The sequence below is a fragment of the Alteromonas sp. KC3 genome, from assembly GCF_016756315.1.
Lineage (GTDB): Bacteria > Pseudomonadota > Gammaproteobacteria > Enterobacterales > Alteromonadaceae > Alteromonas.
In genome coordinates this window covers 1743174-1758873 of record NZ_AP024235.1, presented here as the reverse complement: position 1 = coordinate 1758873, position 15700 = coordinate 1743174, and the positions used below count along the sequence as shown (strand labels likewise).

Annotated in this window: 11 protein-coding genes; 7 read left to right on the top strand and 4 right to left on the bottom strand. The window is 43.7% G+C overall.

Annotated features, from left to right (window positions below; genetic code table 11):
- Position 1 precedes the first annotated feature (1 nt).
- From JN178_RS07905 to JN178_RS07880, 6 genes are all read left to right on the top strand, one after another.
- The gene (locus tag JN178_RS07905) at positions 2–1252 is read left to right on the top strand and encodes a pyridoxal-phosphate-dependent aminotransferase family protein (protein ID WP_202265083.1); all 1251 of its coding nucleotides are present in this window, start codon (positions 2–4) and stop codon (positions 1250–1252) included.
- The gene (locus JN178_RS07900; protein ID WP_202265081.1) at positions 1245–2480 is read left to right on the top strand and encodes an allantoate amidohydrolase; all 1236 of its coding nucleotides are present in this window, start codon (positions 1245–1247) and stop codon (positions 2478–2480) included. The genes JN178_RS07905 and JN178_RS07900 overlap by 8 nt, the downstream gene beginning before the upstream one ends.
- Before the next feature lie 16 nt (positions 2481–2496).
- Positions 2497–2862 (top strand): AraC family ligand binding domain-containing protein, encoded by a 366-nt coding sequence (locus JN178_RS07895; RefSeq protein ID WP_159625174.1) that lies wholly within the window; start codon positions 2497–2499, stop codon positions 2860–2862.
- A 337-nt stretch (positions 2863–3199) separates the two neighbouring features.
- Positions 3200–4609 (top strand): uracil-xanthine permease family protein, encoded by a 1410-nt coding sequence (locus tag JN178_RS07890; RefSeq protein WP_202265079.1) that lies wholly within the window; start codon positions 3200–3202, stop codon positions 4607–4609.
- A 231-nt stretch (positions 4610–4840) separates the two neighbouring features.
- Complete coding sequence (locus JN178_RS07885) at positions 4841–7267, top strand: TonB-dependent siderophore receptor (RefSeq protein WP_202265077.1); 2427 nt, start codon at positions 4841–4843, stop codon at positions 7265–7267.
- A 71-nt stretch (positions 7268–7338) separates the two neighbouring features.
- Entirely contained in the window at positions 7339–8424 is a 1086-nt protein-coding gene (locus tag JN178_RS07880) for a purine nucleoside permease (protein ID WP_202265075.1), read from the top strand.
- A 47-nt stretch (positions 8425–8471) separates the two neighbouring features.
- Here the strand turns inward: JN178_RS07880 and JN178_RS07875 are convergent, their stop codons facing one another.
- The 3 genes from JN178_RS07875 to JN178_RS07865 form a co-directional block, all read right to left on the bottom strand.
- A complete protein-coding gene (locus JN178_RS07875) occupies positions 8472–10475 on the bottom strand; it encodes a PAS domain-containing hybrid sensor histidine kinase/response regulator (protein ID WP_202265073.1) in 2004 nt (667 codons plus the stop codon).
- A gap of 132 nt (positions 10476–10607) precedes the next feature.
- Positions 10608–11528: a diguanylate cyclase gene (locus tag JN178_RS07870; protein ID WP_202265071.1), complete on the bottom strand. Its 921-nt coding sequence runs from the start codon at positions 11526–11528 to the stop codon at positions 10608–10610.
- 252 nt (positions 11529–11780) lie between these two features.
- The gene (locus JN178_RS07865; RefSeq protein WP_202265069.1) at positions 11781–13895 is read right to left on the bottom strand and encodes an EAL domain-containing response regulator; all 2115 of its coding nucleotides are present in this window, start codon (positions 13893–13895) and stop codon (positions 11781–11783) included.
- A 181-nt stretch (positions 13896–14076) separates the two neighbouring features.
- On the opposite strand from JN178_RS07865, the gene JN178_RS07860 reads away from it, so the two are divergent.
- On the top strand, positions 14077–14442 hold the full coding sequence (locus tag JN178_RS07860) for an Hpt domain-containing protein (protein WP_232369722.1): 366 nt from the start codon (positions 14077–14079) through the stop codon (positions 14440–14442).
- A gap of 54 nt (positions 14443–14496) precedes the next feature.
- Here the strand turns inward: JN178_RS07860 and JN178_RS07855 are convergent, their stop codons facing one another.
- On the bottom strand, positions 14497–15495 hold the full coding sequence (locus tag JN178_RS07855; protein ID WP_202265067.1) for an adenosine deaminase: 999 nt from the start codon (positions 15493–15495) through the stop codon (positions 14497–14499).
- Positions 15496–15700 lie beyond the last annotated feature (205 nt).

Below are 15700 nucleotides of genomic sequence, written 5' to 3'. Positions count from 1 at the left end.
CATGCAACATTTTTCACCGTTGTCTCCACCACCTCGTTTACTTATGGGCCCAGGCCCCATTAATTGCTATCCACGGGTGCTCTCAGCCATGGCAACGCAGCTAGTCGGGCAATATGATCCGGTTATGACAGGGTATATGAATGAAACAATGGCGCTTTATCGCGATGTATTTAATACCAATAATCAGCAGACCTTTTTGGTCGATGGCACATCGCGCGCCGGTATCGAAGCAGTGTTGGTCTCTGCTATTGAGCCTGGTGACAAAGTACTTGTTCCTATTTTTGGTCGTTTCGGCCATTTATTGGCAGAAATTGCGGAACGCGCTGATGCTGAAGTGCATACTATCGAAGTTCCATGGGGAGAGGTCTTTACGCCTGAGCAAATTGAAGCGGCGATAAAAGACGTACAGCCTAAATTGCTTGCTATCGTACAAGGTGATACCTCAACCACCATGCTTCAGCCACTGGCGGATATCGGCAGTATTTGTGAAAAACACGATGTACTCTTCTATTGCGATGCAACGGCATCAATTGGCGGTAACCCGCTAGAGGTCGATGCGTGGAAACTCGATGCGGTTTCCGTTGGCTTGCAAAAGTGTTTGGGCGGTCCATCAGGCTCCGCTCCTGTTACATTAAGCGATAAATTTGTAAAGCAAGTGCGAACCCGTCATCACGTAGAAGCGGGTATTCGTGATGCCCATCACGAGGCCGCTCGTGGCCCCAAAATACGTTCTAACTATTTCGATTTACCCATGATCATGGATTACTGGGGTGAAGAGCGTTTAAACCACCACACAGAAGCAGCCAGTATGCTGTTTTGCGCCAGAGAATGTGCGCGGGTCCACCTAGAAGAGGGACAAGATAAGGTTATTGCAAGACACAAAGTAGCTGGCGATGCCATGTTAGCGGGTGTTCAAGCAATGGGTTTGCAACCTTTTGGCGACCTTAAACATAAAATGTACAACGTGGTGGGTGTTTATATTCCAGAAGGCGTTGAAGGCGAACAAGTCAGGGAAACACTTCTCCTTCGTTTTAACATCGAAATTGGCACCAGTTTTGGCCCGCTTAAAGGCAAGATTTGGCGCATTGGTACTATGGGTTACAACGCAAGAGAAGATGCGGTGCTGCACACGCTTCAGTCGTTAGAGACTGTACTAAGAATGCAAGGCTTTGCCTTGCCTGCTGGAAGCGGCGTCGATGCTGCGCTTAAGGTTTTTGAAGACGCTAATGCCGCGGGAGTCATGAATGGGTGAGTTCACTGAACTTGCAACACAGGTTATGGCACGCTGTGAAACGCTAGGAGACCTGAGTCAAGACCCACAATGTCTCGATAGACGATACCTAACGGATGAGCACAAACTTGCCAACCAGTTAGCGTCTGGTTGGATGATAGAAGCTGGCATGACTACCTGGCAAGATGCCGTAGGCAACATTTGGGGGCGCTATACATCAAGTGTGCCCAACGCACCACGCCTGATTATTGGAAGTCACCTTGATACTGTGCCAAACGGCGGCAAGTATGACGGTATGTTGGGCGTTGTTGCTGCTATCTCACTTGTCGCTATGTTTGATGGCACCCAATCGCGATTCCCTTTCCATATTGACATTGTAGGGTTTTGCGATGAAGAAGGTACCCGTTTTGGTACAACTTTGTTGGGCAGCAGAGCACTCACTGGCCAATGGCAAGACAGCTGGCGTCACTTAAAAGATGTCGACGGCATTAGCCTTGAACAAGCCATGGCTAACTTCGGTTTGAACTTCGATGCAATTGCAAGCGCCGCTATCTCACGCACCGATATTCTCGGTTACTTAGAGCTCCACATAGAGCAAGGCCCAGTACTTGAGCAGGAAAATCTGCCGGTAGGCGTTGTGAGCGCTATCGCGGGTGCAAAACGCTTTAACTTGAGTGTTGAAGGCATGGCTGGTCACGCAGGTACAGTACCTATGTCGATGCGTGTTGATGCACTAAGTGCTGCAGCCGAAATGATTCTATCTGTTGAGCACATTAGCCAACATCGCCCAGGGGTGGTGGCGACAGTAGGCAAGATAGTCAACGGCCCCAACGGTGTTAACGTTATTTCAGGCAGAACAACCTTTTCACTCGATATTAGAAGTGAAGATGACAGCTTGCGTGACGTTGTACTGGCTGAAATCTTGCAGAGTTTTGAGCACATTGCGCATAAAAGAAAGGTAGGGTTAACTGTCGAGCAAACACATAGCGCTCCCGCGGTACACTGCGATCAAAATCTCAAACAAGCGCTAGTTGACGGTGTTCAAGCCAGCGGTATTTCACCTCGTGTACTCGCTTCAGGCGCGGGGCATGACGCAATGGCGATGGCAGAAATTTGTCCTGTAGCCATGTTATTCACACGCTGTAAAGGCGGCATTAGCCATCACCCTTTAGAGTCGATTACCTTGGAAGATGTTGCAGCAAGCCTTAGCGTATTACACAAAACCATCAGCGGTTTAAAACACAACTAGAGGATTAGATAACCGGATGAAAATAACAAGGATTTACAACGATGCCGAAGGAAAAAGTCACTTTGGCGAAGTTGAAATAGCGTTAAAAGATGGCGGCCCGATTGGCATGCTTTCAGAGAAGTTTGGCGCTGATAAAATCATTTTTAGAGAAACTCCCGCTGATTACGATTTTAAGTGGCACCCTGCCCCTGCACGCCAACTGCTTTTCATTATCAAAGGGCGCGCAGAGTTTACTGTGTCTAACGGTGAACGACATGTTTTCGGTGCAGGCGATGTGCTGCTACTTGAAGATACTGAAGGTGAAGGTCACTGTTCCAAGGCCATGTACAACGAAGTTAGGCACTCTATTTTTGTAACACTCGATAACGATACACAGCTATAATTGCGAATAGTCGCTAGTTATCTTTCATACACCAAACGAGCGCACCACATCGATAGCATCACTGCTATTGCGCTCATTTTGTTTCCCCCCCCCTGTTAGTTAACGTTTTTAATGGTTTATTACGTCCTGAAATTGCACTAAAGGAAGACACGACGCCCACTGAAGGTGCAAGTCATTTCACACCTTATAACCAGCCGAATTCAAAAAAAACATTTTCACTATATTTTTCAAATAGATAAAATCAAAAAATCAACATGACCACCCGGTCAGCTTTTTGCATTAACGTCACTATCATTCTACTTGCGCCTGCCGCATAAAAATACTGGTAAACACCGTTATGCAAAGTAGTGACTTACTCTACGGACTCAACGACAGCCCTTCTACATTGCCGACTATAACAGCTGCAATTCAGCACCTTCTCGCAAGCTTTGTTGGCATTATTACACCCACTCTGGTTATCGCATCTACACTTGAACTTGAACAATACACACCATTTCTAATTAGCATGGCATTGTTTGCAAGTGGTGTTGGTACTGCGATCCAAACAAAACGTATTGGCCCTGTTGGCAGCGGACTGGTAGCCATTCAAGGAACGAGCTTTGCGTTCATCAGTGCTCTCATTTTAGCAGGTAGCAAAGTGAAGGCTGAAGGAGGGTCGGCAGAGGATATTTTAGCGCTGCTTTTCGGGTTGACTATGGCTGGTGCCATGATTGAAGTAGTTTTTAGCCTATTCATCAACAGACTAAAGCGCATCATTACGCCATTGACAACAGGAATTGTAATTACTGCAATAGGTCTTTCACTTATCAACGTAGGAATGACTGATCTTGCCGGCGGCTTTCATGCCAAAGACTTTGCTAATACCGATAATTTACTTGTTGGACTTGGCGTTTTGTTGGTTATTGTATATCTCAACGCCAGTACTAATCACTGGCTTCGGTTAAGTGCAATTTTTATCGGCATGGCCTGCGGTACGCTGTATGTCTTTTTGAACTCAGGCCTAGACTTCAGCCACCTATCGGATTTACCCGTATTTGCGCTTCCCACCCCTTTTAAGTTTGGACTCGACTTTGATATCAGTTTGTTCTTACCCATTGCACTTATCTATCTATTCAGTGCGATAGAAACCGCTGGCGACCTCACAGCTAATAGTCTTTTTTGCAAGGAGCCTGTATCTGGACCTGTGTATTTTAGGCGCGTACAAGGCGGTATTTTAGGTGATGGAGTAAATTCGTTTATTGCAGGAGCGTTCAACACATTTCCCAACACCACTTTTGGCCAAAACAACGGCGTGATCCAATTAACAGGTATAGCGAGTCGAAAAGTGGGACTGTTTGTTGCGGCATTATTCTTCTTTATAGGCCTATTTCCTAGCGTTGGCGGCATGCTACAAACCATTCCAAAGCCCGTGCTTGGCGGCGCGACTCTGGTGATGTTTGCCATGGTTGCAGTGGGCGGGTTAAAACTGTTAGCTCATTATGCGCTAGACAGGCGAAGCAGCCTTGTTACTGCTTGCTCGCTAGGCATGGCAATTGGCGTAATGATGGTGCCTGAAGCACTTTCACAGTTACCAAGTTGGTTAGAGAACATTCTTCTGTCACCGGTAACATCAGCAGGTATCACTGCTGTTGTACTTGACTTAACGCTGCCCAGACAATCGTCGGAAACCGAATTTGAGACCGAAACAAAGCAAAGAAGTAAAACGCTTTTAACTTCATCAAACGTTATTGGTGCAAAAACCCCTTAACAATCACTTAAATAGTGCAGCGTTTGAAACAAACTTAAGCATTAACACAAAAATAACAAAAATCGAACAGCAAAATATTTTTTAATGCCTATAATTCAGCAACTTAAGAGCAGGTTAAAAGTTGACCAACTGGACAAGACGTTGGCATCTATCCTGCTATAAGCAAGGCGCAAGGCAAAATTTGCGTACATAAAGCCCTAAAAAAGGGCAACTAAAAACACCGAGGAAACCATGAAAAACACTACATTCAAACTATCTCCTCTAGCGAAAGCACTCGCCATTGGCACAGCAGTGGCATTATCAACTCACGCTATCGCTCAAGAAGAGACCGACGTTAAAGACGCTGATGTTGAAAAAATTGAAGTTACGGGTTCACTGGGCAGCTTGCCTGGTCAAGACGTTGAGTCCGTGTTCGGTTTTGGCAAGTCCATTCTTGAAACTCCACGTTCAGCATCAACCATCTCACAAGAGCAGATGGAGCGTTTTAACGTATCAGACATTGATGAACTTGTTGCGTTTGCCCCAGGTACCTTTACGCAGTCTTTCTTCGGTGTTGCAGGCTCACTGGATGTACGCGGTACGCCTGGTGAAACATACTTCCGCGGTGTAAAACGCCTTGATAACCCAGGTAACTACCCAACCCCTATTGGCGCTTCAAGCCGAATTGATATTGTTCGCGGCCCAGCATCTCCAATTTACGGCCCATCGAAAATTGGTGGTTACCTAAACTTTAACCCTAAATCAGCTCGTGCCTCGTCAGGACAGTATTTAGAAGCACCTACAGGTGCACTTTCCTATACAACAGGCTCTTGGGATAAGAGTATTCTTACTGCTGAAGTTGGTGGTCCATCTACCATTGGCGGAAAAGAAATGGGTTACTACTTATATGGCGAGTTAGAAAATTCTGATAGCTTCTACGACAATACCCAAACCGATCAAACTATCTTGCAAGCGTCGTTTAATATCGATGTTACAGACAGCCTGCGTTTTGAGTTTGGTGGTATGTACCACGATTACGATGGTAACCAAGTTGCGGGTTGGAACCGACTTACTCAAGACTTAGTTGACAACGGTACTTACATCACAGGTACTGCACTTCCACTTGATACAGATGGTGACGGTCAAATCAGTCATGAAGAATACGGTGCCGTTAATATTGCAGGTAATAGTTTCTTCTATGTTCCTGCAAGTGCATTTACTGATGACGAAGCAACCGAATTGATGCAGTTGCAGAATGTAGGTACTACTACCCTTAATGCCAACCAAGTACTTGTTGCACCTGACGATCAGTTGGGTAACGAAGCTATTACGCTTTACTTTGATACTATTTATTACTCAGACAACTGGGAAATTCGCAATCAGTTTTTCTATGATGCCTATGAGAACATCAATGAAAACGCGTATGGATTCTCTCAATTTCACGACAGCTGGGTAATTGAAGATAAAGTTATTTTTGCAACTGAAATTGAACAAGATAGTTTACTTGCACAATTCCAGTTTTCTCCTTCAATTCGCTATACTGACTTTGAACATGGTGACGATTTCACATTTGAATATTTCAACCGTCGTGACTTGACCATGCCTTCATCAGCACTTGACCGCCGCTTGCTGTCTACTCGTTCAGGCAAAAACTACGATAACTATGATGTAGGTAATTACCTAGATTTAGGTATTGCTGCCATGACCGACCTAACGTGGGATTGGGGTTTAAACTTAGTATTGGGCGTGCGCTACGATACTATCGATATTGAAAGTACTTCACGCACAGACCTACTGCTAGGCGCGACTGGCGATGAAACCCCGATTTCTGCTGATGAAACCGTAGACGGTTGGTCGTGGAATGCCAGTATCTCGTATGAGTTTGAATTTGGACTTATTCCCTATATCACCGCTGCTGAACAAGCCACTTTGGTTGCTGGCCAAGGTGCTGAAATTGGTGTTGGTCAGCTAAATCAACCAGGTTCAAGTGGTGCGTTTGATACCTCTGAGCTTATCGAATACGGTGTTAAAGGGTCATTACTAGACGATACTCTTTACTTCGCACTTTCTGCATTTGAGCAAGAACGTACTGACTTCAACACGCAAAACGTAGTGACTAACAACACGACCAACAACAAAGGCACAGAGTTTGAACTACGTTGGGTAGTGAATGAAAACCTCGTTGTGTCGGCTGGCTACACTAACATTAAAGTAATCAACTTGACTGCCCTTGAGAATGGCAATCAGTTTGGTTTCTTAGGTGCTGAAGATCTTGTTAACCTTACCGACCCATCACTCGTATTTGGTGGTAACGTAATTGGTTTAAATCTTATTGGTGAAGGCTTCAACAACACAGACGGTCGTAAAGCAGGTATTCCTGAAAACATCTATACGCTAACTGCAACATACGACTTCCAGAACGGCTATGCGGCTAACGTTAGTGTTGTTGATGTTGATGAAGTGGCATCAGGTTTCTCTGCATCAGTAACCTTGCCTTCTTATACACTGGTAAACGCGGGAATGTCATACGAAGCAGAAGACTGGTCGTTTAACCTTACCGTTAAAAACCTAACTGACGAGCGCTATTTCCGCTCTAACTTCCCTGACCTATTCGGTAGCCAAATCGTGTTACCTGAATTACCACGTCACTGGAATGCTAAGTTCACATACAAATTCTAATAGTTAGTATGTAAAGTTAAGAAAGGGTAAATTCGAATACGAGTTTACCCTTTTTTTTATAAGGACAGATTATGCAAATACAACGGTTGTACCGAAGCGTCATATTACCGGTTTTAATGTGCCTAGGCCTGTCATTACCATCTTACGCCGACGAAACTCCACTCAAAGTAAAAGTTGTGATTGTCAGTATGTTTGAGATTGGCGAGGACGAGGGTGATACTCCCGGTGAATTTCAGCTTTGGAAAACAAGACAGCATTTAACCACTCGTTACGCCCAGCCTCACGCTTTTCACGATATCTATGCCAATACCGAAACTGGTGTAGTGGGCATAGTAACAGGAATGGGCATTGCTCGTGCGTCTGCAGCGATAATGGCGTTGGGGTTAGATGAACGTTTTGACTTAACTGATGCTTATTGGCTTGTTGCAGGTATTGCAGGAATTGACCCCAATGATAGCACCATAGGCAGTGCAGTTTGGACTGATTATGTAGTCGATGGCGATCTTGCACATCACATTGATGCAAGAGAAATTCCCGAAGATTGGAATACGGGTTACTTTCCACTATTTACCGATAGCCCCAATAATCCCCCTCCATTGACAGATATATCTCAAAGCCCGAATGGCGAGGTTTATGCGTTAAATCATTCGCTCACGCAATGGGCTTATGAACACACAAAGGATACTGAGCTTTTCAATACCCCGGCAATGGATAACCTAAGAGCAAAGTACAAACACTTTCCTAACGCACGTGCCAAACCGTCTGTAGTGAAAGGCGCGCACCTATCAGCCTCAACATTTTGGCATGGAAAGTTGTTAAATCAATGGGCTAATGAATGGGTTGATCACTGGACCAATAGCCGAGGCAATTTTGTCACTTCTGGAATGGAAGACTCGGCAACCCTACAGAGTTTGACTTATCTTGCGAACGCAGGCCGTGTAAATAAAGATAGGGTTTTGATTTTAAGGACTGCAAGCAACTTCACTATGCAACCGCACTCACTCAATGCCGCAGACAACCTACGACTAGAGCGTTCACAAGGCTACGCTGCAATGAATGCATCTATTGAAGCAGCTTATAAAGTAGGATCACAAGTAGTTTCTTACCTTATTGAGCATTGGGAAGTAGTAAAGAATAAACCGCCTTCAGCGCATTAATACACAGTTTGGTGGTAATACTAAATTGCGAGGTAACGCGCTAAAGGTTATACCTTTGCGCGTTTCGCGGATAGCACTTTTTTTAGTTGCACAGCCACATCATTGTGAACAACAGGCTTTGACAAAAAGTCCGCCATACCCGCCTCGCTGCACGTGGCTTTATCTTCAGGAGTGGTATTCGCCGTTACCGCTACAACAATGCCATTTGGCGCTAACAGCTTTTCAGCCACAATGATTCGTGTCGCACTCGTTCCGTCAAGCACAGGCATCGCACAATCCATAAAAATAATATCGTACTTTTTTGCCCTCGCTTTGTTGACCGCAACTTCACCGTTCTCTGCTTCATCTGGTGTGAAGTTAAATTTTTCAAGCATAGAGGCAAGAACAAAGCGATTAATATCATTGTCATCAACCACTAATACATTTAAAGGCTGGCTCAATAACTCTGAAGAAATCTCAATGTCTTCGCGCGCTATTTTTTCTTCAGAAGCCATTTCAATAGGAAGTACAATATCGAAACTGCTCCCTTGGCCTACTTTTGAGCGCACTTCTAACTCGCCATTCATTTTTGCAACTAGTTGACTGACAATAGAAAGACCTAAACCATTGCCATTTAGCTCTTCATTAGCGTGTTGAGTGTCGTTCTGAAATGGCCTGAAAATGCGCGAAAGAATTTGTTCATTCATCCCCACGCCGGTGTCTTCTAATGATGCGAGTAATACTGGAATATTACCGTGATGCTTTAAGGTGACTTGAATAGAGACATAGCCCGAATCAGTAAATTTTACCGCATTGGATAAAAGGTTGTGCAATATCTGGCTAATGCGGGCACTGTCGCCATGTACATTTGTGTTCTCATTAAAAGAAAGTACTGCGAACAGCCTTAGCCCTTTTGCCGCACATTGGGTTTTAAATTCGTCGACAATGTCTTCGATTAACGAACGGATACAAAAATCATTTAATTGAAGCGTAAGTTCACCGTTCACTATCGCTGAATAATCCAATACATCATTGATAAGCGATTGCAGCCTATCCGCACTGTGTAAAGCAATATCCGCTTTGCGTACTCTTACATTGTCCTTCGTTTCAAATTTAATCGCTTGCAGCATGCCAGTAATGCCGTTTAGTGGTGTCTTTAATTCATGGCTTATACGCGATAGCAACATGGAACTTTCTTTTGATGCCCGTTCGGCTTCTTTCCGCTTTTCTTCAATTTCGAGCCGTGTACGCACGGCGCGATCCACATTTTGAAACGTCCCAAACAAGCGTACACACTGCCCATTGTGCATCTCAACCATTCCGTGGGTTTCAATCCACACTTCTGTGCCTTTTGCGGTAACGATTTGAAGCGTTGCTGTCCAAGGCGCGCCAGTCTTTAAGGCGTGTTCCACTATACTCTTGATTTCCTCACGATCTCGCCCTGCTTTATAAAAATTGATCGCAGTGTCAAGATTAGGCACATAATCGTCGGTAACTTCGTGGATGCGTTTAGTCTGGGATGACCAATGAAGCGTATTGTTGAGAAGGTCAACTTCCCATGTGCCGATATTCGCAACACTTTGCAGTTTCTCAAACAATGTCTGCTGCTTTCTACCCGTTTTCTCAAGCGTGTGCTTTTGAATTGTTACTGCTAACCATTCGTCAATAAGCGCTACATTATTTGCAACTGAAGGCTCATTAGGGCAAGCAGTGACATAAACTAAACACACCATTTTCCCATCTATTTGGTGAAAACGCCCCCGTATAAATTTTTCAGCTTGAAAGTAAGTAGAAAACCACTGCTTGAAGGTGAGCGAACATTCATCGCTAGATTGCGGAAAACCATGCTCTGCACCGTGACTATGGTCTAACGACGGAATAGATGTAAAACTCGGCGCATAAGCATTAGACGCTTTCGATAGCACATTGATATTTTCATTGTCTAGGTGTAGCAAAACACACTGAAATATATTGAGTGATTCAGCACCACGTTTAACAATGGCGTCAAGTGACTCGTTAAGTTGATTATCAAGTTTTACAGTTAAGCTAGACTGTTCGTCAAAAAAAGCCATAGTTTGCCCTAACAGCGCGTTATAAGTGAGAAAGGGTTTGAACACTTGCGCGCTGTAATTATTTAAGTCACGCATAGTGTAGACGCAGATTGGTAGAGAAAAAATTAAACCATTGGCTAACTATTAGGCGTTTTAGCCCCTTACCTGATTTCTTCCCTGCTCTTTCGCTTCAAACAATTTGACATCGGCCTCTTCAATTAGCGCTTCTACGCCTTCTTTAGCGACTTTGTTTGCTTGCCAAACTGTATACCCCACACTAATAGAAACCTTATTCCCAATACCATGAGAGTGAGGTATTTCCGCTTTTCGTACTATTTCGACAAGTTCCTGAGCTAACAAACTAACGCCAGCGCTGTCGATATATGGCAGTATGATTAAAAACTCTTCGCCGCCGAAGCGGATAACCGCGTCTTTAGGACGTTTCATGACACTTGAAATTAACTGAGCGACACGACTCAAACACTGATCACCTTCTAAATGCCCATAGGTGTCGTTGAATAATTTGAAGAAATCAATATCAATCATAATTGCGCCAACACTGCCATTGTCTCTAGCAACCTGTTTGATAAGTAGGGGGATTTCCTTGGTTAAGTACATCCGGTTGTACTGACCTGTTAGTTGGTCGTGATAGGTCATTGTTTCTAAGAATTCTGTTCTTAGCTTATTAAGCACGTGTGTCTTAATTCTATGGGTAAGCGTAGAGGCATTAACTGGTTTCATAACAAAGTCAGATGCCCCAACTTCCCAACACGCATTCTCACTTTCAATATCGAGGGTAGATGTAACAAAGATGACTGGAATATCTGCTGTTGCACTTTTCGCTTTTAAAGCTCGACAAACATCAAGCCCGTCAGTATCGGGCATATTCATGTCTAGTAACACAAGATCTGGTAATTTGTCTGCGCAATACAAGATAGCTTCTTTGCCTGATTGTGCTGTGTCACATTGAAAAACAGGCATTAGAATCGACTCAAGTAACATACGGCTCATCGGTTCATCATCGACAATTAGTACTCGACATTCAGAAAACGGTTTTAACTCTTTTCGATTCATTAATTACTAATTCTCAATAACTTTAGGCCGAGCGTAATCTCGATATATTTACTTTTTTACAGCGTTTGGTAGCGACTTGCATGCATAATGTCAAAATATGCAGCCAAGAGGCACCTCACGTGACTACGTTATACGAGTCTAGCAACCCTCAATAAAGAAATATACGTATAATTAGCAATAATATTTAAACGCATTCTTGTAATTCAATATCTTACTATGGGTTGACTTGCAAATTTTGCAATTTTTTGATTATTAGAAGACTTTTTCCATGGGCTGTGTATTCGCAAAATAAACAAGGAACTCATCCACCGCAACCGGCTTACACAATAAGTACCCTTGCCCAAGATGGCAGCCCAGCTTTTCTAATGCTTCAAACTGAGCTTCGTTTTCTATACCTTCAGCAACTATCTTTAAATCCAGACTTAGCGCTAATTGAACAATAGCACTTACAATATCGAACGCCTGCTGCTCTTGGTCCATGTCGATAACAAAGGAACGGTCAATTTTGAGCACATCAAGAGGAAACTGTCGCAAGTAGGATAAACTTGAGTAACCTGTCCCAAAATCGTCCAATGCAATGCTAACCCCAAGGTTCGCTAATGCGTTTAGCATATCTTTGGTTTGCTCAAAATCATGCATTAAAGCCGACTCTGTCACTTCCAGTTCAATCAAGCTGGCATCTATCCCTGTCGCCGTTATGATTTGCTCAACCTCTTTAGCGAAACTTGGGTTTGCCAGCTGCTTCGCTGCCACGTTAACTGCAAGTTTAAGTGCCTGGCCACGTTTATGGCACTCGGCAACCAATACACAGCTTTTTTGAAGCACCTGATACCCTAGCTGGTGAATAAGTCCCGTTTCTTCAGCAAGCGGTATAAATTCATCAGGGCCTATTACCTTGCCATTTTCATCGTAAAGCCGAACTAAACTCTCTGCACCAACCACGCTTCTATCAGCAAAACTGTATTTGGGCTGCAAAAATATTGCCAGTTGATTCTTTTCAATGGCGTTGCGCAAGAGTATTTCTAGCTCTACCCGTCTATGCATGGCGAGTTGTAAATCCTTTGAAAAGAAGCTAAACGCATCTTTCCCTTTGGTTTTCGACCGATACATGGCTGTATCGGCATGACGCATCATTTCTTCAGCATTTGATGCATCTTGTGGGAACAAACTAATGCCTATACTCAAGCTCAGTTGATGCAATTTGCCATTAAGGTCTATCGGTACTCTGCCGGCCTGCAGACAGGCCATTGCGATACTATCAGCGCTCAATCCGGAGCCAATATCAGATAGCAGACAGGCAAACTCATCACCGCCAACTCTCGCCAATGTGGCGTTATTGCCAACAATGGATGCTAAGCGCTCTGCTATAGACTGAATTACTGTATCTCCAACTTTATGACCAAGACTATCATTTAGGTATTTAAAATTGTCGATATCGATAATAAGTAGCGCAATACTCTGTTGTAACACCTTGCTTCGAGATATGGCTTGTACAATTCTATCGTGCAGTAATACGCGGTTTGGTAGGCCGGTTAGCTGGTCGTGATTGGTGATGTGCGTCATCCTTACTGCCATCTCTACCGCTTCAGATACATCTTGGAACACAATAACAGCCCCAAGCAATTTGCCCTTGTCATCAATAATTGGAGAGGCTGTATCTTCTACTCGAAATACATCACCATGTCGGCTCATTAACGTTGTATTGTACGCCATCGCCACGGGACGCTTTACCTCAAGTGCATATAGCGCAGGATTAAGCATTGCCTCAGAGGTTTGGACATCGCGTAAATTCATTACGTTGTTGATGGGTTTTCCTAACGCTTCTTTCTCCAGATAGCCTGTTAATCGCTCTGCCACTGGATTGATGAAGGTTATAAGACCATTTTCATCGGTTGAAATCACGCCATCGGCTATAGAACGCAGCGTAACAGCAAGTTGCTGTTTTTCGGTTTCGAGCGCTTGATTGACATTAGCTAGCATGCGCTTTTGGCGCGACATCAATAGGTGGTTATTTACTCTCAAACGACACAACTCTATATCAATTGGTTTTGAAATAAAGTCTATAGCGCCCAAAGTCAGCGCCCTTCGTTCATTACTGGCATCACTGTTTGAGGTTACAAATATTACCGGTATATGAGCAGTAGTATGGCGCGCTTTAACTCTCTCGCACAATTCGAAGCCCGACAACTCAGGCATGTTGATATCAAGTATAATTAAGGCAGGCTGTTGAGCTACTATTATGTCAAAGGCCTGCGAACTGTTTAAGCAGGTAATCGTATTGGCGATGGCTGAGACAGCATGCTCAAGTAGCAAAAGCGTACTGGGCTCGTCGTCTATTATAACAACTGTCTGGTTCTCTTGTTCCATGAGAAAAACCACTAATAATCTTGGACACCAACGTAAGTATCGTGCTTAGATACAAAAATAAAATTAACCTTTAGTATAAATAAATCAGCTGTATTTACGTTATAGTTGTGGTAAAAAAGCGTTTTAATTTAAAGACATAGTTAAACCAAAACTAACTATTCACATTTAAAAAGGTATTTTCGTGAACCCAGATACGCTAGCCAGTCAATACACCAACAGCGAGTTATGGAATCGCAGCGCTGCCCTAGGGCGACTAGCAGGCAATGAAACCTTATTGAATCGAATAGCCGATATGTTTATTGCGCAAATTGGGCAAAAGCAAAGTCAGCTTCAATCGGCTATAGACGCCGAAGATGCAGAAGCAATAAGGTTTGAGAGCCACTCGATTAAGGGCGTCTCTGGCGATGTTGGCGCAGATGCTGTAAGACAGAAGTCAGCGGAAATGGAGCAATTAGCTAAGCTAGGCGTGTTAGAAGATATGCCCGAGCACATGTTGCAACTTTCTGTGTTAATTCGCGCAACAACAATGTTAATGGAAAAAAAATAAGAAACTGAAGCGAGTAAATTGATTTTTTATCTCGCTTCGTTGGTTTCTACTCAATTAGACGTTTTTAACCTGCTGTATATACTTCGCTTTGTCCTCTTCGCTCAAAAAGCTCGCTTTAAAACTATTAATTGCCAGTGATTTAATGGTTTCCTCGTTCACGTCAAGTGAATTTGCGAGGGCCTCAAAGTTCGCATTTAAAAATCCCCCGAAGTAGGTAGGGTCATCCGAGTTAACGGTAACCAATAAGCCTGCATCAAGTAATGCCAAAATATTATGCTGCTTCATGTCGTCAATAACACAGAGTTTTAAATTGCTCAAAGGGCAAACAGTAAGCGGGATCTGCTTTTCTTTTAGGTAGGCCATAAGCGACTCGTCTTCTTGACACCTTACACCGTGGTCAATTCTATCCACATCAAGAAGCTTTATTGCCTCCCAAATATAGGCCGCTGGCCCCTCTTCCCCAGCATGAGCGACTATTTTGAACCCGAGGTCTTTCGCCTTTTTAAAAACTCGCTCAAATTTTGAAGGTGGATGCCCCAACTCTGAACTGTCTAGCCCAACGGCCTTAATGTTTCGATAATACGGCTTGGCTGCTTCTAGTGTTTCGAACGCCGAACTTTCTGGTAAATGTCTCAGGAAAGACATGATTAAAAAGCTGCTGATACCATACTCTTCTTGTGCCTTTTGCATGGCGCGCAGAAAGCCCGGCATAAAGACATCAAAACCGACATCTCGCTCAGTATGGGTTTGGGGATCAAACATAATTTCGGTATGCACAATGTTTTCTTCGTGACACCGGGTAAGGTAGTCCCACATTAGGTCAAAGAAATCATGCTCATCAATAAGTACACCTGCACCAGCGTAATAAATATCTAAGAAGCTTTGTAGGTCTTTGAAATTATATGCCGCTTCTATCTCTTCCACGCTTGCATACGGAAGTGTTATACTGTGCTTTTCTGCTAGGCGCCACATAAGTTTTGGCGTTAAGCTACCTTCTATATGCAGATGTAGCTCGGCCTTTGGAGTATTTTTTATAATGGAAGATAACGACATGGCCCCTCACTTATTTCGCACCACGTTGATGCAATGCATTTAATTGGTGCGCTATAGTTTATCTCTAATGCTATCTGTTAACGAGTATTAAACGCTCATTGAGGTTTAACTGGCGGTTTTTTAGCATCTATTTTTGTTGTTAATTCACCGTTTTGCTGACTTTGTGCTGTCTAGCTACTAAAAGGTAGCACAAAACGCACCAACA